Source organism: Streptomyces sp. NPDC086777 (genome assembly GCF_040702065.1).
Classification (GTDB): domain Bacteria; phylum Actinomycetota; class Actinomycetes; order Streptomycetales; family Streptomycetaceae; genus Streptomyces.
Window position 1 is genome coordinate 77,062 of sequence record NZ_JBFBJI010000019.1, and the last position, 21,818, is coordinate 98,879.

The following is a 21,818-nucleotide window of genomic DNA, read 5'->3' on the forward strand; positions in this document are numbered from 1 at the left end:
TGCTTGGTAAAAGGCGATCAACTCCCGCACCGTGCGCGGTAGTCTCGCCGGGGTGAACGGTCTCGCACCCATTGGTCCACCGGCGGTCCTCGCTTCGCTCGGCGTGTCCTTCCGGCTGCACGAGCACCCTCACGTGACCAGCCCGGTGGAGGTCTGCGCCACGTTGGGCGTCCCGCTGGAGCGAACCGTCAAGACCCTCGCCTTCGTCACCCCCGAGGACCGCCTCGTGCTGGCGGCGCTGCCGGGCCATGCGCGGCTGAGGTACGGCGCCCTCGCCCGCGCGGCCGGGATCCGCCGAGGCGAGCTGACTCCCGCCGATGCCGGGCGGCTGGCGCGGGCGGGGATGCGGCCGGGCGGAGTGTGCCCGGTCTCCGCCGACCTGGCTGCGCTGGTGGTGTTCGACGGGACGGTCAGCAGCCTGGGACGAGTGCACTGCGGCAGCGGACGGGCCGACAGCAGCATCGAGATCGAGGCGGCGGAGCTCATGGCCGCTGTCCCGGGGGCCGCTACGGCGTCGATCGCCGGGTTCCCGCCGGACGGGCCGGCATGACGACGGTCCGCGACGCCACGGCCTCGGACGCCGATGACATCTACCGTCTGCTGAGCGGGTTCGTCACGAGCTACCGGCCCGACCGGGAGGTGTTCGACGACGTCACGTTCCCCCGGATCGTCGCGGCCGTGTCGGACGGCAGCGCCGAGTTCCTGGTCGCCGAACAGGAGTCCTGCGTGGTCGGGTACCTGCTCGCGGTGCGCATGCCCACCCTGTTCGCCGGCGGAACCGTCCTCGCACTGCTCGAACTCACCGTGGCCGAGCCCCTGCGCGGCCGCGGTACGGGTTCCACGCTGGTCAGGGCCGCCCAGGCAAGGGCCCGGGAAGCGAAGGACGTCGAGGTGACCGTGCCCACCCGCAGAGCGGCCGGCTTCTATCGCGCTCTGGGGTTCCGTGAGACCGCCGTACACCTCACGTGGTCCGCTGCGTGATCGGCGAACCGCCGACGAATCGTCCGGGAGAGGCCGCCTCTTCGCCCCGCTGTCACGAACTCCCCGGAAGCGACCGCCGAGCAGGCTTTCGCCGTCGACTCGTGCTGCGACCGCGGGCATACTCAGCGGCCTGCGTCGTCCGAGTGTCCGAGCCGGCCGGTAGCGTCTGCGAGGTGACCGACGACGCCGTCCTCTGGAACCCCTCCGCCGGGCACTTCTCAGGTCACCTTGATGACAACCTTGCCCGAGGTGTGACCGTTCTCGACGGTGGCGAGGGCGGCCGGGGCGTCGGAGAGCGGATGGACCGCGGTGATCACTGGTGCGAGCACTCCGTCGAGGGCCAGTCGGGCCGACCGCTCCAGGTTCTCGCGGTCGATGCGACGCTCGACGAAACGCCCACCGAGATCGGGCACAGACATATCACCCACAGCGATGACGTTGCGGGGATCCCGGGCCAGCGGAGCGACCGTCCGCAGCGAGGCGCCTCCGACCAGGTCGACGATCCCGTCGAAGCCTTCCGGAACGAGCTCGCGTGCCGCGGCGGTGACGTCCTCGGCGGTGTAGCTGATGAACCGCACCCCGATGGCCTCGGCGTGCTCGCGCTTGGCGGTACTCCCGGTGCCGATCACCCGCAGCTCGCGCCCGACGGCAAGCTGGGCGACGGCGCGGCCGACCCCGCCTCCGACCCCGTTGACCAGGACCGTGGCACCGGCCGGGAGGTCGAGCTGGTCGAGCACGTCCACCGCGGTCGTCCCGGCCACCGGCAGCGTTGCCGCCACGGTCGCGGACAGCCCCTGCGGGATGCGGGCGGTGTTCGGCGTGGACAGCACCGTCGTCTCGGCGTAGGTGCCGCCACCGGTGAGTGCGAAGCCGAAGACGGCGTCACCCACCTCCAGCCCGTCGACGTCCTCGCCCCGGGCGAGAACGGTTCCGGCCGCCTCCATGCCCAGCACGCGGGGAAACGGACGCCCACCGTCGAGCCCGTCGACCAGACCTGAGCGCAGAAGGTGGTCGAGGGGATTCACCCCGGCGACGTCGACCCGGATCAGCACCTCACCGCGACCGGGGACCGGATCGGGACGATCGAAGAACTCCTGCACCTCGGGCCCGCCATACCTGCTGAAACCCCATGCCTGCCCCATCTGCCGCCGCCTCTCGTGGACCGACCCGGTGACTCCGGGCGTTGCCGCCATCCTCACCTCTGACATTGATGTGAGGGGCAACCGGCTGAGATGCAGATCACAGCATCAGGCGGACTGCGCCACCGGTTCCGGGCCCGTGGACAGCTCCGCCCGGTGCCGACTGTTGGCCCTGATCAGCACATCGAGTGCAGCCCGCGTCTCGGTCAGGTGCGCGATGTCGGCGTCGATCCGGTCGCGCTCGCGCATCATCGCCGTGAACGTCTCCTCGGCGACGCCCAGATCACCCGGGACGTCCACACAGGGCAGCACAGTCGCGATCACCCGGCTGGACATACCTGCGTCGAACAGCTGCCGGATGAGCGACACGCGCTGGACCGCAGCATCGGCATAGTGACGCTGACCCGCGTCGGAGCGTGAGCTCGTCAGCAGGCCCTGCTCTTCGTAGTACCGCAGTGAGCGCGGACTCACGCCCGTGCGCTTGGACAGCTCGCCTATCCGCATCTCTCAGAGCGTACGCCCGCGCATGCGCCGGGTTCAGGCCGTCGGCGCGTCATGGACGCTCCCGAGCACGTTCGTCTGTACACGCCTGAGTACCGACCGCGCGCTGCCCGTGACCGACAACGGGGCCTGCTGCCGGGGCCGACGGGCCGTGCGGCTACTCTCAGCCCACCGCGGCCTCGGTCGTGGCCAAGCCGGTCCTTGGTCCTTGAGGAGCACTCCGATGGCTCGCACCACCCCGCCACGTCCGCTCGACGTCGAGGCGCTGTTCCCTGAGGTGGCCGGCTATCGGAAGACGGCCGTTCGCCTGCACCCGCGCCTCGGCGATCCGAGCGCGCGGGAAAGCTCGCTCGGCGGACCCGTGCTCTGGCCGCTCTCGGAGCCCTGGCCGCACTGCGAGGACGACCACCCGAGCACGGCGTTCTCCCCTCCCGCCCAGGGGCCGATCCCGCTCGTCCCGGTCCTCCAGCTCTTCGCGGCCGACGTGCCCGTCCTGGTCTTCCCCGGCGGCACCGATCTGCTGCAGGTGCTGTGGTGCCCCTTCGACCACGAGGACGGTTACGTTCCCCGCCCCGAGATCTACTGGCGGGACGGTTCCCTGAGCGAGCTGCGGCCGGCCGACCGTCCCCGCCCGACCGGCGCCGACGACGACTACGTTCCGGACCCGTGCGTCCTGCACCCTGAGCGTGTCACCGACTACCCGAACTGGGACCTCCCGGACGAGGTCGCCGACGCGCTCGAGAGCAGGTTCGAACAGCTGGAGGAGGAAACCGGCTGGTCCTACTGGTCCCACCTCTCCGTGTCGGACGGCATCAAGGTCGGCGGATATCCGACGTGGACGCAGGAGCCCAACTGGCCGACGTGCCCGACCTGCCGGGTGCGCATGGAGCATCTCCTGACGATCAGCAGCAACGAGTTCGACGGGGAGAGTTGGCGCACATGGCTGCCCATCGAGGACACCCCGGCCACGGGAACCGTCTGGGATCTTCCCTACGAACAGCGCACCGAGCTCCAACGCGCCCCTGGTCTCATGCTCGGCGACATGGGCGGCATCTACCTGTTCGAATGCACCAGTTGCTCCGACAGGCCCTTCGCCTACCGCTCAGATTGTTCTTGACCGCGCGCTGCTTCGGTCGAAGAGCCGTACTGGTGTCCGCGAGGCGGCCGTCGACCACTTCGCCACCGCCCGCCGGCGCCGGCACGACGCGGAGCTCGGCTTCTGCCTGTGCTGCCCCGGCGGCTCCATGTCGGTCCAGGGGCGCGGAGGAGCGTTCAGGCAGGGCTAGTTCACTCCGCACGCCCCTTCCGCACTCCCCTGCGCGCCAACTGTGCGAAAAAGGTGGGCCGTTCGGGAGCGCAGGCGAGGGCTGTGACGTTGAGTCAGGACGGATGGGTTTGCCGCGCAGGTCGTGGGAGCCCGGCGTTCGCCAGGTGTGACACTCTGTTCGTTTCCGACAGCACCGTTTAGCTCTATGCAGAAAGCTCCGGGCATAATGAGCGATGCGAACAGCTAGGAACTTTCTGTGCATGGCCGAACCGGTTGCGGGTACGTGCGCGGAGACAGAGCGGAGCGGTGATGGCACACCAGATCGATCCCAGTCTGAACAGGCGCAGGTTGCGCCTGGCTCTGCGCCATGCGCGTGAGCGTGCGGGGCTGAGTCAGCGGGAGGCGGCCGAGCAGGTCGAGTGGTCGCAGTCGAAACTGATCCGGGTCGAAACCGGAACGGTCGGTGTGTCGGTCAGTGATCTGCGGGCGCTGCTGGCGCTGTACGGGGTGGCGGACGCCGACGAGGTGCAGGAGTTGGAGCAGGCCGCCCGGGGCAGCAAGGGACCGAGCTGGTGGTCCGGTTACCACGAGGTACTCAGCCCGCAGTTCGCCCAGTACCTCGGCTACGAGGGGGCGGCGGCGACCCTGCACACGTACCACCCCATCGTGGTTCCCGGCCATTTGCAGACCCGTGAATACGCCGAGGCGCTCCTGGCCCCCCGCGACCTGAAGGAGGACACGTTCCACAAGGTCGTGAGTCTGCGTATGGAGCGGCAGCAGCGGATGTTCGACGGGTCAGGCCGACCGGCCTGCGTGTTCGTCCTGGACGAGGCGTCCGTACGACGGAAGATCGGGGGCCCGGAGGTCCTCGCCGGGCAGCTGGGCCATCTGCTCGAACTCTCGGGCCTCGATGAAGTGTCCATCAGGGTGCTGCCGTTCGAGGCCGGGGCGCACTACAGCACGCTGGGCAGTTTCGTCCTGCTCGGTTTTCCCGATGACGACGACCTTCTCTACCTGGAGCACGCCGCGGGCAGTATGACGGGCGGCGAGGACCTCGAACTGCTCGCCCGTTACCAGGAATGCTTCCGCACGATCACCGACATGGCGCTCGGTGAGGCCGAGTCGGCCGAACTGATCAGCAGTATCCAGCAGGACCTCGGCGTCCGTTAGCAGCCTGGCACCCGTCGCCGGTGACGGACGCCAGGAGGAGGGCCACACGTGGTCTCCAGGTCGGTATGGCAGCGCCTGCTGGATTGGCTGCAGCCTCAGGCAGATCCGCCCGACGGTACGGAGCCGGCGGGCGCGGCGGCGAGCGAGGTGCTCATGGCCCAGGCCATCCAGGACCCCGCTCAGGCGCAGAATCTGATTGCGATAGAGAAGGCCCGCACGCAGAACGCGGTGGAGCTCGAGACCGCCCGCGGGCGGACGGAGTTCCGGATGCTGGCTCTGCGGGGGCTGATATGCCTGCTCGGCCTGCTCATCGTGGCGGCAGCGGCCGTGTTCGTCATGAACAGGGCCGCCAGTCTCAAACTGCCGCTTCCGGCCGTCGGCACGAGCTCGTTGACCATGGGCGGCGCCGGGCTGCTGAGCGGGCTGGTCTGGTGGGGCAAGCGGGCCCTCGGACGCCGCAGGGTGGCACGGGCTAGCGCGGGGAGCCCGTCTGGGAGCCGCGTGGAAGGGGATCAGGATCCCGGGGGGACGCCGTAGGCGCTGCTCCCGCCCGCCACAGACCGGCGCTCACTGCGATGATCACGGCCACCACGATCCACAGGATGCGCTTGAGGACAACGCTGTCAACGAGTGTCGAAGCGGCGGCGGCTCCCAATGTTGCCACTGCGCCCGCAGCGAGCGTGAAGGTGATCGCTCCGCCCACGGCCGACGACCGGCTGCGGCCCTTCCTGCCCGGACGTTGAACGGCCGAGGCGCCGGCATCCATACGTCCCCCTCCCCTGTGCGGCTGGCTGGTCAAGAACGTCACGGGTTCTGTAACTCTCCTGCCCTCACAGCGTCCAGGAACTCGGCCCAGACGCCGACGGTAAAGGTCACGACAGCCAGGGCGGGCCTTTTCGAGTCGCGGGCCAGGACACGGCCAGGCTCCACCGCGACCTCCACACACTCGTTCTCGTTGCCGCTCTTGCTGCTTCTGCGCCACAAGGGTTTCCCCCCATGCACCACCTCAGTTCCTCCCGATCCCCCGATCCGTCCGGATGGTGCGCAGCAACTCTAGTGGACGGTTGTGCACTACCGCAGAGCAACAGCGGGATCGCTCCGGCCGTTGACGACGAACAGCGCCCGCACAATTACCTTCGGCTACCGAACCCAAGGTTACGGGCGGCCGGACCAACCCGCCATATGCGAACAGGCCGATAAGTCGCCTGCAGTACAACCACACGCTCCGGACGCGTAACCAGGCCGATCCGTAAGCGAGTTGACGTGCGCAGGCACGGCGTGAGTGCCGGCCGCAGGCGGGCGTCCCGGCCCGTACGGCGGGCCGGGTCAGGGCTGCGCGGTACGGAACGCGAGGTAGCGGCTGAAGGCTTCGTGGCTGTCGGGGGTGAAGCGCCACTCCAGCAGGGCCGACCGCAGCTCCGGCTCGGCCAGCCAGCCGTGCCAGGCGACCTCGTCGGGATCGGGGACCACGGCATCCGGCAGCACGGCCTCGTGCACGCCGAGCCAGTGGGGGCTCAGACCACTGCGGTTGACGAACGTGAACAGCAGGCGCGGCAGCACCCGAACGCCCAGCTCTTCGGCCAGCTCCCGCGCGGCGGCCTGTTCATAGGACTCACCGACCTGCGCGGCGCCACCGACCATGACCTCGTGGTGCCCGGGGAAGCGCGACAGCTGCTCCGAGCGTCGGTGGACGAGGATCCGCCCACGCTCATCACGGCATACCGTCACGGCGACCCGGTGGAGCCAGCCCTCCCGGACGGCCTGCCGACGGCTGACCGCCGTCCCCAGCACACGATCCTGATCGTCGACGCGCTCCACCCACTCATCCACGACGCACACCCTGGCACAGCCCACCGACAACACCGCGTCCCGACGGCCGGTAGGGGGCGCGCCAAGGCCGCACCCATCGTGCTCCGGCTCGAAGATCACGGCTGGGATCCGTCCGTCCGGCCGGCCGTCCGTGAACAGGGTTGTCGGCGGACGAGACCGCGCCGGTCCGCGGGCGCGGTCTCGGGGTGGGGCCCGTTCGTCCGAGATGGGGCAGCGATGGCGAAGACCACGGAGCACACGGAGAATACGAAGGGCGCGGGGAGGGCGCGCGAGGCGGGCAGCGGCCGCGGCGCATCGCCGCCCTCCGTGATCACCGGGGCAGCGAGCCGTACGGTGGACGGTCCTCCTGAGGCCCCGCGGTACCAGGTGAGCGGCGGCGCCCAGGCCGGCCCGGCGGCCGCCCGCAACTCGCCCGCGCCGCACAGGAAACGGAGCGGTGACCGATGCAGACGTTCCTGCCCGACCCCGACTTCCGGCAGACGGCTCTCCTGCTCGACCGGCGCCGACTGGGCAAACAGCGCGTCGAGGCACTGCAGGTCCTTCGCGGTCTGACCGTCCCCGGCTACGGATGGCGCCACCACCCGGCCGTACGGATGTGGACCGGTTACGAGGAGGCACTCGTGCGCTACGGCCTGGAGATCTGCCGGGTCTGGCGGGAACAGGGACACCAGGACAGCTGCGCCGCCTCCCTGGTCGCCGACTTCGCCGCGCACCGGCCGGGCGCCCGGGTGCGTGACCAGGCGGAACTGGCGGCCGCCGGGGAGCTCCCGCCCTGGCTCGGCGACGAGGCGCTCCACGAGAGCCACCGCTCGGCGCTCGTCCGCAAGGACCACGACGTGTACGTCCGCCTGTTCCCGGGCGTGCACGACGACCTGCCGTACGTGTGGCCGTCGTCGGATCGCTCAGGCAGCCCGACCGGCCGGTGAAGCGCGGCACGACAGCCGTGCCCGGCGGCGAGATGTCGGGCATCGTCCAGCCGGCGCGCGTCGTCCTCGTTCCACATCCGGGTGGAGCAGGGATCTGTGCACGACTCCGCCCCGCGCCGCAGAACGCCCGCGGCGGCAGGCTCTCGGACGGTTTCGGCGTCGGACTCCGGCCCCCGCAGCACCCCACCGCCGACGCCCGGTCATCGGTGTCCTCAACCCGGCCGTGCGGGGTACTCGCGCGTTCGTCGGGCCGCCGGGCGGGACAGGACCGGCGGGCAGGAACAGAAAAGGATGGAAGGTGAGCGCCGTGTCGAGTACGCAGCCGCCCCAGGTCTCATCCAGCAGGAGCACGGACCGCTTGGACCAGGAGCCGGTGGGTGAGCTGGTGCAGCGGGCCTCGCAGCAGCTGACCGAGCTGGTCCGCGGCGAACTGAGGCTGGCGCAGGCAGAGTTCAAGGAGAAGGGTAAGCACTACGGCAAGGGAGGCGGCCTGTTCGGCGGCGCCGGTGTCGTCGGCTTCCTGACGCTCCAGGCACTGGTCGCCAGTGTGATCGCCGCGCTGGCGACGGTGCTGCCGGTGTGGGCGGCGGGCCTGATCGTCACGGCGGTGCTCGGTGTGATCGCCGCCGTGCTGGCCAGGAGCGGAAGGAAGCAGGTCGGGCGGGCGGCGCCGCCCACGCCCGAGCAGACGGTCGAGAACGTGAAGGCCGACGTGGCCACGATCAGGGAGAGTGCGCACCGATGAAGCAGCCGCCGCGTGACGAAGCCACCGCCGCCGACCCCGGGGAACTGCGCGAACAGGTCGAGCGGACCCGGGCCGAGCTGGGGCGGACGGTCGCGGCCCTCGCCGCGAAGACCGACGTCAAGGCACGTGCCCGACGGAAGGGCGTCGAGGTCAGGGAGCAGGTTGCCGTGAGGGGCGGACAGCTCAAGGAACAGGCCGCCCTCAGGGCCGGGGAACTGAAGGTGAGGACCGTCGGCGCGGTCGCAGTGGCGGGTGCGGCCGTGCTGGTGTGGGCGGCCTGCCGTCGCGTGAAGGGATGAGCGGGATGAAGGCAGCGAAGATCGCCTACATGCCGGTGGGGCCGGCTCTCGGCGTCGTGGGCGGGCCGGCCGGGACGTGGCCCGGCCGAGGGCCGCCCCGTACCCGGCGTGACGCCGTTGTGTGGGGGGCGCGGGCGCCGTACGGCGGGCGCGCCTCCCCAGCTGCCCTCCGGCGCCAGTTGTGCGGTGGGGCGTTGTCAGGGCGGCACCGGCCTGGTTCGATCGCCAGGCGGGCCAGGCGGGTGTGGTGTGCTCGCTCGGCTCGTCGGTCTCCTGCCGTGCCCGACCGTCATGCGCGCAGGTCCGGCCCATAATCCCTCGGCCGGTGGCCGCGGCACGGTGTACGGTGAGCCACGGACCGAGGGAAAGCGGTTGCTGCGGGTCAAGGCAAGGGCAGGGGAGGATCACCGCCGATGGCGTCGACGTCGGAACGGCCGCTCGATCACCGCTATCGGGGCGAACACCCCGTCCGGACACTCGCCTATCTGCTGGGCGCGGACCGCCGCAAGCTGGCGGCGGCGGTCGTGGTGTTCACCGTCAAGCACAGCCCCATCTGGCTCCTGCCCCTGATCACCGCGTCCGTCGTGGACACGGTCGTCCAGCACGGACCCGTCTCCCGGTTGTGGACGTCCATCGCGGTCATCATGGCGATCCTGCTGGTCAACTATCCGCTGCACGTGCTGTACGTACGGCTCCTCTACGGCAGCGTCCGCCGGATGGGAACCACGCTGCGCTCCGCGCTGTGCACGCGGATGCAGCAGCTGTCCATCGGCTACCACTCCCGGGTCAGCGCGGGCGTGCTCCAGGCCAAGGTCGTACGGGACGTCGAGACCGTCGAGCAGATGGTCCAGCAGACCGCCGAGCAGGGACTGGGCGCGCTGACCGTGCTGGCCGGCGGGCTGGTCATCATCGGCGTCCGTACACCGGAGTTCCTGCCCGTCTTCCTGATCGTGGTGCCTGCGGCGACCGTGCTGGTGGCCCGGCTGCGGGCGCGGCTGCGGACCCACAACGAGCACTTCCGGCACGAGGTGGAGACCCTGTCCTCACGGGTGACCGAGATGACGCGGCTCATCCCGGTCACCCGGGCCCACGGTCTGGAGGGCAAGGCGCTGCGTCGGATGGACGGCACCCTGAGCCGGCTGCTCACCTCGGGGATGCGCCTGGACCTGGTCAACGGCCGCTTCGGGTCGCTGGCCTGGGTGGTGCTGAACGTGATCGGCGTCGCCGTCCTGGCCGCGGCCGCGCTGGTGTCGTACTACGGCGTGTGGGGTGTCACGCCCGGCGACGTCGTCATGCTCAGCGCCTTCCTCACCACACTCACCAACTCCACGACGACGCTGACGAGTCTGGCTCCGGTCATCACCAAGGGCCTGGAGTCGGTGCGTTCGGTGGGCGAGGTGCTCCAGGCGCCCGAACTGGAGGACAACGAGGGCCGGGAGGAGGTCACCGCCGTCCGCGGGGCGGTCACCTTCGAACGGGTCGGGTTCGCTTACGAGGACGCCGGGCGTCCGGCCGTGGCGGAGTTCAGCCTCGACGTGGTCCCGGGCGAGACGGTCGCCCTGGTGGGCGCCTCGGGGGCCGGCAAGTCGACCGTGCTCAACCTCGTCATCGGCTTCATCCGGCCCACCTCCGGCCGGCTGCTCCTGGACGGCACCGACATGAGCGGCCTCGACCTGCGCACCTACCGGCGGTTCGTCTCGGTCGTGCCGCAGGAGTCGATCCTCTTCGACGGCACGGTCCGGGAGAACGTCGCCTACGGCATGGAGGACGAGGCCGACGAGGAAACGGTGCGCGCCGCACTGCGGGACGCCAACGCCCTGGAGTTCGTGGACCGGCTGCCGCACGGCTTGGACACCGTGGTCGGCGAGCGCGGCGCCCGGCTCTCCGGCGGTCAGCGTCAACGCCTCGCCATCGCACGGGCGCTGATCCGGGACCCGCGCGTCCTGGTACTGGACGAGGCCACCTCGGCGCTGGACACCCGCTCCGAGGCACTGGTCCAGCAGGCGCTGGCCCGCCTGCTGCGCGGCCGTACGACGTTCGTGGTGGCCCACCGGCTGTCCACGGTGCGCGGCGCCGACCGCATCGTGGTGATGGACGACGGCCGCATCCGTGAGATCGGCACCCACGAGGAACTGCTGCACCGGGGCGGCGCCTACACCGCGCTCCACGGCAGCCAGGTGGCCTGACGCGCGCCGCGGTCGCGTCTACGACGCGTGAGCGAGCCGCCTTTGCGGAGGATGGGCTCGGAGCTGGGGTGAAGTGAGCGCCAGAGCCCGGTTGTCCTGTCCGGCAGCCATGTGGTCGAGCCGGCGTTCGTACCGGGCGAGAAAGTCCGGGGCCGAGGACACGTTCGGCCCCCGGAAACCGTCTGCGTTGCCGATGAGGCCGATGAGCATGCTCCCGGCGAGCGGACCGGTCATTCCGATGAGCACGAGATCGCTGCAGCCGCGTTCGATGACGTGCAGGAACAGGTCTCCACCGCGAGTGCGCCGAGAGGCCCGGCTGTATCCCCTTGAGCCCGGCCGGTGTCTCTGGAGTTCATCGTGAAGAGTGTGCACTCCTTCAACGGGATCAGTCCGCAGTATGGAGACGCACCACCGCCGCCCATGTTGATGAGGAAGTCTCGACAGGGCTGCGGGAGTGCCACGTCGTGCTCGGCCTGAGAGGCCTCCGCTTGCCCCTCCGGCCGGGCAGGTAGGGGATGCGTGCCGGCTTGCGGCGCAACCGCGATGCGGGGGTCCGTACGAGCTCTTCAGGTGGTGTCCGTGGACAGGCGTGGGTCGGCGGCGACGATCGCGCGGACCGTTTCGGTGACGAGGCGGCGGTCGAGGGGTGCGTCCGCGAACGCCCGGTGCATCGGCCAGCCCTCGATCAGCGCGTCGAGTGCGCGGGAGACGCCGGGGGCGAAGTGCAGGGCGAGGCTGTCCCTGCTGCGTTCGAGCCAGGTGCGGGTCGTGACGGAGACCGCCTCGTTGTGGTTGGCGTAGGCGTACATCTCGAAGATGAGGGTCATGTCGCGTTCCGTGGCGTAGGCCGGACCGCAGATCAGCTCGACGACGGCCGCCTCGGCCTCCGCCGTGGAGGAGGCGGACTGCAGCGTCCGCCGGTAGAGCCCGGACATGGTGTCGGACAGCCGGGCGAAGGCCTGGGCGAGCAGGTCGGCCATGCCGTCGAAGTAGTAGGTGAGCGAGCCCAGCGGGACGTCCGCACGCGCCGCGATCTTCCGGTGGGTGGTGCTGTGCACGCCGCTCTCGGAGATCACGTCCAGGGCTGCATCGAGGATCCGCTCCTTGCGTCCGGGATCGTTCGGGATCTCGCGTCGTGTACCGCTCACGCCCTCAATGTGCCATGGGTTGCCCCCTCCCGAGTGTGTACAGATGTACAGGTAGTGTGTACGGTCGTACAGACTTCTGTACGGATCCAGCTGGAGCCACCGCTCATGACCTCTGACCTCGCCCGGCGTCGCACCGCCGTGTTCGTCCTCTTCTTCGCGCCCGGGCTGACCATCTCCTCCTGGGTCACCCGCACCCCGGACGTGCGCGACCTGCTCGGCGCCTCCACGGCGCAGATGGGCCTGATCCTGTTCGGGCTCTCGGTCGGCTCGATGCTCGGCATCCTGTGTTCGGGCACGGTCGTGGCCCGCTGGGGCGCCCGGCTCGTGATCCTGGCCGGCACGTCGGCCGTCGCCGCCGGCGCCGTGGTGGTCGGGGTGGGGGCCGCCGCCGGTTCGGGGGCCTGTGTCGCGCTGGGCCTCGGACTGTTCGGGCTCGGCATGGGCGGCGGCGAGGTGGCCCTCAACGTCGAGGGCGCCGAGGTGGAGCGGCTGCTCGGCCGCTCCACGCTGCCGGCCATGCACGGCTTCTTCAGTCTGGGCACCGTGCTCGGGGCGGTCGCCGGCATGTGCCTGACGGCGGTCGGCTTCCCGGTCCTGGTCCATCTGCTCGTGGTGGCCGCGGTGGTGCTGGGCGCACTCGGCCTGGTCATCCGGCGCGTCCCGGCCGAGGTGGGACGGCAGACCACCGTCGGACGCCGTGCGACGGGCGCGCCGCGGTCCACGGTGTGGAAGGATCCCGCACTGCTGCTCATCGGCTGTGTCATCCTCGCGCTCGCGATGGCCGAAGGCACCGCGAACGACTGGCTGCCGCTCGTCATGGTGGACGGGCACGGCTTCGACGCGGCGCTGGGCTCGGCCGTGTACGCGGTCTTCGCCGCCGCCATGACTCTGGGGCGCTTCGCCGGCGGACGGTTCGTGGACCGTTTCGGGCGGGCGGCCGCGCTGTGCGGGAGCGCGCTCGTCGGGGCCGCCGGACTGGCTCTCGTGATCTTCGTCGACAACCAGGTGGTCGCGGCTGCCGCCGCCGTCCTGTGGGGTCTCGGGGCGTCACTCGGGTTTCCCGTCGCGCTCTCCGCGGCGGGCGACTCCGGTGCCGACTCCGCCGCCCGCGTCGCACTCGCCGCGACCGTCGGCTATGTCGCCTTCCTGGTGGGCCCGCCCGCCCTCGGCTACCTAGGTGAGCACTTCGGGCTGCGGCACGCCCTGATCCTGGTGCTCGTCCTGGTGGTCGCGGCCGCCTTCGCCACACCGGCCGCCCGTTCGCCCCGGGAGTCCAAGGAGCCCAAGGAGCCCGGGGAGCCCGGGGAGCCCGGGGAGCCCGGGGACCCCAGGGAAGTGGACGAGCCGGAACCGGCCGGTACCTGAGCGCGGAGCCCGTCGGCCGGTCGATCGGACGGACGGCCGCTCCGGGGTGCGCGTCGCACGCATCGACGGTGGCACCGGAGCCGTCGGCTCGCCGGCCGGGCGGATCGGCGCGGAGCCGGTGCGCGGCCGCTCCCCCTCCCTTCGGGCGGCCCCGCCACCGCCCGCCCGTATACGCAAGGGAAAATTCAGTTCATCGGTCCGCAAACCGGTCGCTGGATCGGTGTAATCAGCACAGATGCCGCACCGCTCGGCGATCTAGCGTCGAAAGTGCACGGGGGCCACACGGACCAGAAAGCACCGAGGCGCACATGCCCATCCCGGATACCGACGTCATCTCCGCGACCGACTTCCACACCGAGACCGACACCCGCACCCACACCCTCGTCCCGCCAGCCGCCACCCAGCTCCCCGGGCCCGCCGACGAACTGCCGGCGGCGGCGTCCCCGCCCGACCTCGTGCTGCAGCGGGTGCGTGACGAACTCGCGCTCGACGGCAGCGCGCAGCGCAACCTGGCCACCTTCGTGACCACCTGGATGGAGCCGCAGGCACGGCAACTGATGGCCGACACCGCGGAGAAGAACCTCGCGGACCGCGCCGAGTACCCGCAGATCACCGCGATGGAAGAACGCTGTGTGCGGATGCTCGCCCGGCTGTGGCACGCACCGCACCCGGAGCAGGTCAGGGGCTGCTCCACCACCGGCTCCAGCGAGGCGGCGATGCTGGGCGGCCTCGCGCTCAAGCGCCGCTGGCAGCAGCGCCGGCGCGCGCAGGGGAAGGACACCGCCCGGCCCAACCTGGTGATGGGCGCGAACGTCCAGGTGTGCTGGAAGAAGTTCGCCAACTACTTCGAGGTCGAGCCGCGTTACGTCCCGATGGAGCCCGGCCGCTACCACCTCACCCCCGACACCCTCACCGCCTACTGCGACGACAACACCATCGGCGTCGCCACCGTCCTCGGCTCCACGTACGACGGCTCCTACGAGCCCGTCGCCGACATCTGCATGGCCCTGGACGGCTACCAGGCCGCGACCGGCACCGACATCCCCGTACACGTCGACGGCGCCTCCGGCGCGATGGTGGCTCCGTTCCTCGACCCGGGCCTGATGTGGGACTTCCAGCTGGAGCGGGTCGCGTCCATCAACACCTCGGGGCACAAGTACGGGCACGTCTTCCCCGGTCTCGGCTGGGCTCTGTGGCGTGACGCCGAGGCCCTTCCGGAGGACCTGGTCTTCGAGGTCGACTACCTCGGCGGCCGCTCCCCCAGCTTCACCCTCAACTTCTCCCGTCCGGGCGCCCACGTCGTCGCGCAGTACTACAGCTTCCTGCGGTACGGCTTCGAGGGGTTGCGCCACCTCGCGGTGCAGAGCCGTACGACGGCCCAGGCCCTCGCCGCCCGCATCCGGTCCGTCGGGCCCTACGAGCTGGTCACCGACGGTTCCGAACTCCCCGCGCTCGCCTTCCGTCTCGCGCACGGCACCCACGGCTTCACCGTCTTCGACGTCTCCCGCGCCATGCACGCACGCGGCTGGCAGCTGCCCGCCTACACCTTCCCCGCTCCCTGCCAGGACGTCTCCGTCCTGCGCCTCGTCGTCCGCACCGGGTTCACCGCGGAGCTCGCGGGCACATTCATCGCGGACCTGACGGACGTCACGCGGCAGCTCCGCCCGCGCTTGTCCATGCCCGCGCCGGTCGTCAAGCCCCTCGTCGTGGCGGCGGAGCCGGCGCACGCCAACACCTCCGTGTAGGCTCGCGACTTCCGCGTCCCCGGGTCCGCACGGCGTCCTCAGGCAGTCCCGGGTCCCTTCGGCAGCGCCGGTACGGACAGCCAGGCCAGGCCCGCGGCGGTCAGGTAGGCGAGCGCGCCGACGGCCATGCTGACACGCAGTCCGGTGGTGTAGTCGGTGGCGGTGGCCAGCAGACTGCCGCCGAGCGCGACGCCGGTGGCGCTGCCGATCTGGCGGGTGGTGTTGAACAGGGCGGAGGCGGCGCCCGCGTAGGCGGCGGGCGCGGCCCCCATCACGGTGGCGGTCGACCCGGTGAGGGCGAAGGAGGTGCCGAATCCCGCGGCCATCATCGGGGCGACGAGCAGCGGGTAGGCGGGGTCGGCGCCCGCGGCGGCCCAGCCGGCCAGTCCGAGGGCGGCCAGGAGCATGCCGGAGATCACCAGTGGACGATCGCCGGTACGGCGGGTCAGCCGCCCGGACAGGACGGAGGCGAACATGGTCATCGCCACTGCCGGGAACAGCGCCACCCCGGTGCCCAGGGCGCTGAAGTGGCGCTGGTGCTGGAATTCGAGGCTGGCGGTGAACACCATGCCGTAGAAGCCGAAGTTGAACAGCAGGCCGATGGCGGCTCCCCCGCTCATCGCCCGGGAGCGCAGCATGCTCGGCGGCAGGACCGGCGAGCGGGCGAGCCGCTCGCGTACCGCGAACGCCACGGCGGCCAGGACGGCCAGGCCGAGCCCGGCGAGCACGGCCGGATCGGACCAGCCGCGGCGTCCGGCCTCGTTGAGCGCGGCGGTCAGCAGGGCGGCCGTCGCCATCACCGCACACTGCGCGGGCCAGTCCAGGGCCCGGTCGGCGCGGCGGGGTGAGCGGGTCACGTGCCGCAGGGTCAGTACCAGGCAGGCCGCTCCGACGGGCAGGTTGACGAGGAACACCCAGCGCCAGCCGAGGGTGGAGACGAGCAGCCCGCCCAGCAGCGGACCGGCGGCGGCCGCGATGCCGGCCATCGAACCCCACAGCCCGAAGGCCCGGGAGCGTGCGGACGTCGCCGGGTAGGCCTGCTGGAGCAGGGCCAGGGAGCCGGGCACGATCAGGGCCGCGCCGAGCCCCTCGACCAGCCGGGCCGCGACCAGGACGGGGGCGCTCGCCGCGAGTGCGCACGCGGCCGAGGCGAGCGTGAACACCGCCACGCCCGCGCAGAAGACCCGCCGGTTGCCCAGCCGGTCGCCCAACGCGCCGCCGGTGAGCAGCAGTCCGGCGAAGACCAGCGTGTAGCCGTCGGTGATCCACTGGATGCCGGTGAGCGAGGCCGACAGGTCCCGGCCGATCACCGGCACGGCGACGTTGATGGCCGTCACGTCCAGGATCACCATGAAATAACCGGCACACACCGCCAGCAGCGGAGCCCAGGACCGTTGCCCGGGCTTCGGAGCCGAACGGGCAGAGGACTTCGCCCCACCGCCACCGGCCGACGACTCCGCGAACGCCACGGCCCCAACTCCATCCCATCGACCTGGACACGAGAACGAAAGCCAACAATAGGGGACATGTCGCCGGCCGAGGGATCGCTGTGACACCCTTCGCGGCGGGCAGCGGGCAGCGGGCAGCGGGCAGCGGGCAGCGGGCAGCGGGCAGCGGGCAGCGGGCAGCGGGCAGCGGGCAGCGGCCCAGGCGAGCACGGTCGGTGCCGGAATGGCGTCGACTGTTGGGGAGCTGTGGTGGGGTTCGCGGGCGGTCTCCGTCTTCGCGGGGATCCACGCGATCCCCCCTGGGGTCCCCCCTGAGGTCCCCTGCGATCCACTCCGGAGTGATCTATTCCGGGACAAGGACGATGAGCCACTCCGCCTCGCGCGGCCGGTAGCCGTAGCGGTCCCACAGGCCCGACACGATCGCCGGGACGTGGCCGGCTCCGTAGACGACGGCCACCCGGATCGGCTCGGCACCACGTTCCGTGTAGATCTCGCCGAGCGCGTCGAGCAACCGCTGGTCGCGCCGGTCCGTCATCGCGTGCTCGACCGGGTTGTCGGCCAGCATCTCCGCGCGCAGTGTCGACGGCAGGTCCTCGACCACCTGGTCCTCGTCGAGGAAGGCACGTGGACCGCGCAGCGCGAACACCAGACCCATCACGGGGGCCGCGAGCATGAGCAGCACGTACATCCACCGCGGCAGTGTCTTCAGGTCGGCGACCGCCTCGGCCGCGGTCACATCCGGGTTGACCACCGGCACACCTTCGGGAAGCACCAGTTCGTCGCGTTGCTCCTGCAGGCCGTTGCGCCGTCGGCGCGGGGCGAACCGGTAGGCCAGCGTGAGGGCGCTGACCCCGGCCGCTCTCCCCCGGATTCCCTCGACGACGATGAGATCGCACTCCCTGAGCCTGAGGCGGACCTGCGAGTAGAACGTCGGCGACGCCACGTGCACCATCGGGAAGATCACGAATTCGAGCGGCGTCCGGGACCGTCTCATGGTGATCACGGCAGACCGGACGGCATATCCGGTCACCTCGATGATCTGCATGATGCCCTCCTCCGCGTGGCGCCGGCACGCCTCACGCCCACAGCAGGACACGAACCGGCCCCGGTCCACGGTTCCCCGGCGACGGCCGTGCGCCGGCCGTCGCCGGTGGACGTGCTGCCGCTACGGACGACACCGCGTGCGGTCCGGCTCCGCCACCAGAGGCCTCCTGACCGAAGAGGAGGCCGCCGCCCGAACTGCTGCCGGGGTACGGGGTATTGACGCACAGCTGGTCTAGTCCATACCGTCTTCAACCATCGACGGTTCAGCAGTGAAGTCGTCGTTCATTCATGTGAACCGCTGTCTTCTGCTTTCAAACGCTCCGCCCTGACACCCCCACCTCGCGTTTGTCGCGTCCACGACAGGAGCCGTTCTGTGATCAGATCCGCTGCCAGAGCCCTCACCGCCGTTCCCGCGCTCCTCGCGGCGGCTGCCACCGTCGTCGTCGCCACAGGCGGTTCGGCGAGCGCCGCGGCCAACCCCGGCCCCGGCTTCCCCGCCCACTACGCCGCGCCGTACGTCGAGACGTGGAACTCGCCGTCGGCGATGACCAACGCCCGCAACGCCACCGGACTGAAGTACTTCACGCTCGCCTTCGTCATCGACGGCGGCGGCTGCAACGCCATGTTCAACGGCGACACGCCCGTCACCGACGCCGGCTGGACCTCGGCGATCAACTCCCTGCGCGCCGCGGGCGGTGACGTCATCGCCTCCTTCGGCGGCGCCTCCGGCACCGAGGAGGCCCAGGCGTGTACCACCGTGGCCTCGCTCAAGGCCCAGTACAAGAAGGTCATCGACACCCTCGACCTCACCCGGGTCGACTTCGACGTCGAGGGCAGCGCGATCGCCGACACCGCCGCCAACGACCGCCGCAACAAGGCCCTCGCGCAGCTCCAGCAGGACTACGCCGCCGCCGGCCGCAAGCTGGACGTCCAGTACACCCTGCCGTCCATGCCGAACGGCCTGGACGACAACGGCACGAAGCTGCTGTCCAACGCCAAGAGCAACGGGCTCGACGTCAATCTCGTCAACATCATGACGATGGACTACTACGACGGCACCCGGGACATGGGCAAGGCGGCCACCGACGCCGCCACCGCCCTGCGCGCGCAGCTCGGCAGCATCTGGTCGGAGAAGTCCGACGCCCAGCTGTGGGCGATGGAGGGCAACACCCCGATGATCGGGGTCAACGACGACACCAGCGAGATCTTCACCACCGGCAACGCCACCACGCTCGCCAACTTCGCCATGTCCAAGGGCATCCAGGAGCTCGCCTTCTGGGCACTCGGCCGCGACAAGGCGTGCGCCACCAACGGTCAGCTCTCCGACTCCTGCAGCGGCACCCCGCAGAGCGCCTGGCAGTTCTCCAGCACCTTCAACACCGTGACCGGCGGTACCACCACGCCGCCGCCCACCGGTTCCACCGGCCAGATCACCGGGCTCGGCGGCAAGTGCGTGGACGTCGCGGGCGCCAACAGCGCCAACGGCACCGCCGTTCAGATGTATGACTGCAACGGCACCACGGCCCAGCAGTGGACCGTGGGTTCCGACAACACCGTCCGCAGTCTCGGCAAGTGCATGGACCTCACCTCCGCCGGCACCGCCAACGGCACGAAGGTCCAGTTGTACGACTGCAACGGCACCGGCGCCCAGGTCTGGCAGCCGGGCAGCGGCGGCACCCTGGTGAACCCCGCGTCCGGCAAGTGCCTCGACGTCACGGACAAGTCCACGGCCAACGGGGCCCGGCTGCAGATCTGGACCTGCGCCGGCGGCACCAACCAGCAGTTCCACCTGCCGGCCTGACACCGGGGAGAACGCCCGCCGTGGCCCGACGCGACGACAACGCGCCGGGCCACGGCCGTCGGACGAGGAGCCCGAGGATGGACCGGCGCCGACCAAAAGGTGTGACACGCGTCCCGGAGGACGGGAGCGTGCCTATCATGTGGGCGCCGTACCCACTTCCGCGTCCGGGCCGGTCGACACGCTGCTGACGAGATGTGGCCGCAGCGCATACAGGATGAGAGGCACGCATGGGCTCTGCGACCCACTCGATGCACGACGTCGAGGCCACCGCCGAACGCCTCCAGCAGGACCTGGCCCGGCTGCAGCTCCAGAAGCAGGCGCTGGAGAGGGAACTGGCCGCGGTGGTGGCGCATCTGGGCTCGGTGCGCCAGGCGCTCGGCGCCTTCGGGACACTGATGCGTGCCCAGGCCGCCACGGAGCGGGTGACGGTTCCTCAGCCCGCCACCGGCGAGGCGGCAGCAGCCGCCGAGCCCGCGCCCGTCCCGGCACCACCGGCGTCCGGTGCCCGGAAGACCCCGGCGGAGGCCGAGGCCGAGGACGCGGACCGTCCCGCTCCGGTCGAGGACGGCACGGACGGGGAGCAGAAGTACGGCCGGCTCACCGAGCAGATCATGGAGTTCTTCGACTCGGCCGGCGACACCGACGTACGCGCCCGTGACGTGGCCGCCGCCCTGGGCCGCGACACCGACAGCGGAGCCATCAACGCAGTCCGCAGCACCCTCGACCGCCTGGTCGGCGCCTCGCGCATCCAGCGCACCGGACGAGGCCTCTACCGCGCCCGCCGGCCCTGACGCACACGTCAGTGGACGCGGCTCGGGGTCGGTTCCGGCGGCGTCCAGGTGTCCGACCACGGCCTGCCGGGCAGCTCGATGATCTTGGCGAGTTGGAGTGGGGTGAGGTTCAGCAGTCGCAGCAGAGAGGCCGTCTGCTGCCCGTCGCCGGTCCACAGGTTTCGTTCCTCGGCCTGCTCGTACCGGACCGCGTCCATGCCGATGGAGTGAGCCAGTCTGGCCGTGGAGAACTGCCTCGCCAGACGGTGTTCCGTCAGCGTGCGTGGCTCGTCGATCCCCATCAGGTCCGTCGTACGGCACCAGAGCACGTCCGCAAGCGCGAACAGCTCCTGCTCCGTGGGGTGGTAATCGCCGAACTCCCAGGCGTGGACATGTGAGATGTCGACCAGCGCCCCACACGCGTTCATCTGCTCCGTCACCTGCTGGGGCGACAACCCCAGGCTCTGCCTGGCCGCCAGGGCTACGGCGGGCACGAAGGGCGGTCGATTCACGTGGCGGCCTTTCTTGTTGCCGAGTGCTTCGGACGCGCACCGGCGGAACTCCGTCGTCCGGTGTCGGTCCCGGCGCGTGAGCGTCGGTGCCCCGGACAGCTGCACCTCGCGTGATCACGCTGCCGAACAGAGTGTCTCTGCCACACTCCTCCACATGCGACGCATGTAACACACATGTGCACGGCCTACCCTCACACCTGCCCTGTCGGCCACCGCAGTTCACCGCCTCGATGGCCTGGTAGGGCATATGCGTGATGATCGACAGGGCAGTGCGGCATGCCAAGCCCCGGTGCAGGTGCAGGTCCCCGTCCCTCGCGGCGTCGTCTTCGGCCGCGGCGTTCCTCAGGGTGCGGTCACGGGGCCGGCGTCGCCGCCGCGCAGGGCTTCTCCATGAGGGTGAACGACTTGGGTACGCCGCCCGGCTGCGGTTTGCCCTCCTTGTGGCCGACGACCCGGTAACCGGCCTGCAGGTAGTAGGAGTTCAGGCGCGCGTTGCCGGACAGGCAGTCCAGACGCACGAGCGCCCGCCCCATCGTGGCGACCCGGCGTTCCGCCGCACCGAGCAGGACCCGCCCGGTCCCGGGCCGGGCGTTGCCGCGATCCACCATCAGCCGGTGCACGTAGCCGGCCACCGGTGGCTGTGGCCCCCACGCGTCCTCGTCGTCCCACCACAGCTCCCAGGCCCCGGCCACGCGGCCGCCGGCCTCGGCGAGCCAGACCTCGGCACCGGCCATGACCCTGCGGAAGTGGTCCACGCCGAGCTGACCGGGCTGCCACTGGCCGGTGATGCCCCGGGCGAGCATCCAGCGGGCGGCATCGTCGCGAAGCCGCACGAGAGCGGCGAGGTCCCTCTCCCCGGCCCGGCGCAAACGCAGATCGTCCACGCCGAGATCCTCGCACAGGCCGGTACGGGCGCCCCGCGCTTTCAGCGAGGGGTCGGT

22 protein-coding genes are annotated in these 21,818 nt (G+C 70.9%); 13 read left to right on the forward strand and 9 right to left on the reverse strand.

The features are described 5' to 3' along the window. Positions 1–133 precede the first annotated feature (133 nt). Together AB0472_RS25765 and AB0472_RS25770 are read left to right on the forward strand one after the other, a co-directional pair. Positions 134–550 (forward strand): YbaK/EbsC family protein, encoded by a 417-nt coding sequence (locus AB0472_RS25765; RefSeq protein WP_366359401.1) that lies wholly within the window; start codon positions 134–136, stop codon positions 548–550. Continuing rightward, positions 547–981, forward strand: a complete 435-nt coding sequence (locus AB0472_RS25770) for a GNAT family N-acetyltransferase (protein ID WP_366359403.1) — start codon at positions 547–549, stop codon at positions 979–981. Before AB0472_RS25765 ends, AB0472_RS25770 begins: the two co-directional genes overlap by 4 nt. A gap of 218 nt (positions 982–1,199) precedes the next feature. Here AB0472_RS25770 and AB0472_RS25775 read toward each other — a convergent pair whose 3' ends face one another. Together AB0472_RS25775 and AB0472_RS25780 are read right to left on the reverse strand one after the other, a co-directional pair. Continuing rightward, a complete protein-coding gene (locus AB0472_RS25775; protein WP_366359405.1) occupies positions 1,200–2,123 on the reverse strand; it encodes an NADP-dependent oxidoreductase in 924 nt (307 codons plus the stop codon). A 105-nt stretch (positions 2,124–2,228) separates the two neighbouring features. Then, entirely contained in the window at positions 2,229–2,624 is a 396-nt protein-coding gene (locus AB0472_RS25780) for a MerR family transcriptional regulator (RefSeq protein ID WP_366359407.1), read from the reverse strand. A 220-nt stretch (positions 2,625–2,844) separates the two neighbouring features. On the opposite strand from AB0472_RS25780, the gene AB0472_RS25785 reads away from it, so the two are divergent. The 3 genes from AB0472_RS25785 (at position 2,845) to AB0472_RS25795 (ending at position 5,595) form a co-directional block, all read left to right on the forward strand. Then, complete coding sequence (locus AB0472_RS25785; protein ID WP_366359409.1) at positions 2,845–3,738, forward strand: DUF1963 domain-containing protein; 894 nt, start codon at positions 2,845–2,847, stop codon at positions 3,736–3,738. 459 nt (positions 3,739–4,197) lie between these two features. After that, positions 4,198–5,058 (forward strand): helix-turn-helix transcriptional regulator, encoded by an 861-nt coding sequence (locus AB0472_RS25790; protein WP_366359411.1) that lies wholly within the window; start codon positions 4,198–4,200, stop codon positions 5,056–5,058. A 48-nt stretch (positions 5,059–5,106) separates the two neighbouring features. Further along, the gene (locus tag AB0472_RS25795) at positions 5,107–5,595 is read left to right on the forward strand and encodes a hypothetical protein (protein ID WP_366359413.1); all 489 of its coding nucleotides are present in this window, start codon (positions 5,107–5,109) and stop codon (positions 5,593–5,595) included. A gap of 267 nt (positions 5,596–5,862) precedes the next feature. On the opposite strand, the gene AB0472_RS25800 is transcribed toward AB0472_RS25795, so the two are convergent. Together AB0472_RS25800 and AB0472_RS25805 are read right to left on the reverse strand one after the other, a co-directional pair. Next, positions 5,863–6,063: a DUF397 domain-containing protein gene (locus AB0472_RS25800; RefSeq protein ID WP_366359415.1), complete on the reverse strand. Its 201-nt coding sequence runs from the start codon at positions 6,061–6,063 to the stop codon at positions 5,863–5,865. Positions 6,064–6,384: 321 nt separating this feature from the next. Further along, on the reverse strand, positions 6,385–6,897 hold the full coding sequence (locus tag AB0472_RS25805) for an NUDIX domain-containing protein (protein ID WP_366359559.1): 513 nt from the start codon (positions 6,895–6,897) through the stop codon (positions 6,385–6,387). Positions 6,898–7,331: 434 nt separating this feature from the next. On the opposite strand from AB0472_RS25805, the gene AB0472_RS25810 reads away from it, so the two are divergent. The 4 genes from AB0472_RS25810 to AB0472_RS25825 all read left to right on the forward strand — a co-directional run bounded on the left by AB0472_RS25810 (position 7,332) and on the right by AB0472_RS25825 (position 11,044). Next, the gene (locus AB0472_RS25810) at positions 7,332–7,814 is read left to right on the forward strand and encodes an MSMEG_6728 family protein (protein WP_366359417.1); all 483 of its coding nucleotides are present in this window, start codon (positions 7,332–7,334) and stop codon (positions 7,812–7,814) included. 358 nt (positions 7,815–8,172) lie between these two features. Then, a complete protein-coding gene (locus AB0472_RS25815; protein ID WP_366359419.1) occupies positions 8,173–8,559 on the forward strand; it encodes a phage holin family protein in 387 nt (128 codons plus the stop codon). Beyond that, the gene (locus AB0472_RS25820) at positions 8,556–8,858 is read left to right on the forward strand and encodes a DUF3618 domain-containing protein (RefSeq protein ID WP_366359421.1); all 303 of its coding nucleotides are present in this window, start codon (positions 8,556–8,558) and stop codon (positions 8,856–8,858) included. The genes AB0472_RS25815 and AB0472_RS25820 overlap by 4 nt, the downstream gene beginning before the upstream one ends. 413 nt (positions 8,859–9,271) lie before the next feature. After that, positions 9,272–11,044: an ABC transporter ATP-binding protein gene (locus AB0472_RS25825; protein WP_366359423.1), complete on the forward strand. Its 1,773-nt coding sequence runs from the start codon at positions 9,272–9,274 to the stop codon at positions 11,042–11,044. A 566-nt stretch (positions 11,045–11,610) separates the two neighbouring features. Here the strand turns inward: AB0472_RS25825 and AB0472_RS25830 are convergent. Continuing rightward, on the reverse strand, positions 11,611–12,192 hold the full coding sequence (locus AB0472_RS25830) for a TetR family transcriptional regulator (RefSeq protein ID WP_366359424.1): 582 nt from the start codon (positions 12,190–12,192) through the stop codon (positions 11,611–11,613). 105 nt (positions 12,193–12,297) lie between these two features. Between AB0472_RS25830 and AB0472_RS25835 the strand changes: the two genes are divergently transcribed. Together AB0472_RS25835 and AB0472_RS25840 are read left to right on the forward strand one after the other, a co-directional pair. Next, the gene (locus tag AB0472_RS25835) at positions 12,298–13,557 is read left to right on the forward strand and encodes an MFS transporter (RefSeq protein ID WP_366359426.1); all 1,260 of its coding nucleotides are present in this window, start codon (positions 12,298–12,300) and stop codon (positions 13,555–13,557) included. A 308-nt stretch (positions 13,558–13,865) separates the two neighbouring features. Next, positions 13,866–15,302: a glutamate decarboxylase gene (locus AB0472_RS25840; protein ID WP_366359428.1), complete on the forward strand. Its 1,437-nt coding sequence runs from the start codon at positions 13,866–13,868 to the stop codon at positions 15,300–15,302. A 38-nt stretch (positions 15,303–15,340) separates the two neighbouring features. Here AB0472_RS25840 and AB0472_RS25845 read toward each other — a convergent pair whose 3' ends face one another. Then, positions 15,341–16,771, reverse strand: a complete 1,431-nt coding sequence (locus AB0472_RS25845) for an MFS transporter (RefSeq protein WP_366359429.1) — start codon at positions 16,769–16,771, stop codon at positions 15,341–15,343. Positions 16,772–17,093: 322 nt separating this feature from the next. Further along, positions 17,094–17,795: a hypothetical protein gene (locus AB0472_RS25850; RefSeq protein ID WP_366359430.1), complete on the reverse strand. Its 702-nt coding sequence runs from the start codon at positions 17,793–17,795 to the stop codon at positions 17,094–17,096. A gap of 372 nt (positions 17,796–18,167) precedes the next feature. Here AB0472_RS25850 and AB0472_RS25855 point away from each other — a divergent pair, with 372 nt between their 5' ends. Together AB0472_RS25855 and AB0472_RS25860 are read left to right on the forward strand one after the other, a co-directional pair. Further along, on the forward strand, positions 18,168–19,595 hold the full coding sequence (locus tag AB0472_RS25855) for a ricin-type beta-trefoil lectin domain protein (RefSeq protein ID WP_366359431.1): 1,428 nt from the start codon (positions 18,168–18,170) through the stop codon (positions 19,593–19,595). Positions 19,596–19,822: 227 nt separating this feature from the next. Then, complete coding sequence (locus AB0472_RS25860) at positions 19,823–20,386, forward strand: hypothetical protein (RefSeq protein ID WP_366359432.1); 564 nt, start codon at positions 19,823–19,825, stop codon at positions 20,384–20,386. Positions 20,387–20,394: 8 nt separating this feature from the next. On the opposite strand, the gene AB0472_RS25865 is transcribed toward AB0472_RS25860, so the two are convergent. Beyond that, positions 20,395–20,877 carry an XRE family transcriptional regulator gene (locus tag AB0472_RS25865; RefSeq protein ID WP_366359434.1) on the reverse strand — a complete coding sequence of 161 codons (483 nt, stop codon included), beginning with the start codon at positions 20,875–20,877 and terminating at the stop codon, positions 20,395–20,397. A 353-nt stretch (positions 20,878–21,230) separates the two neighbouring features. Next, on the reverse strand, positions 21,231–21,761 hold the full coding sequence (locus AB0472_RS25870) for a GNAT family N-acetyltransferase (RefSeq protein ID WP_366359436.1): 531 nt from the start codon (positions 21,759–21,761) through the stop codon (positions 21,231–21,233). Positions 21,762–21,818: the final 57 nt, after the last annotated feature.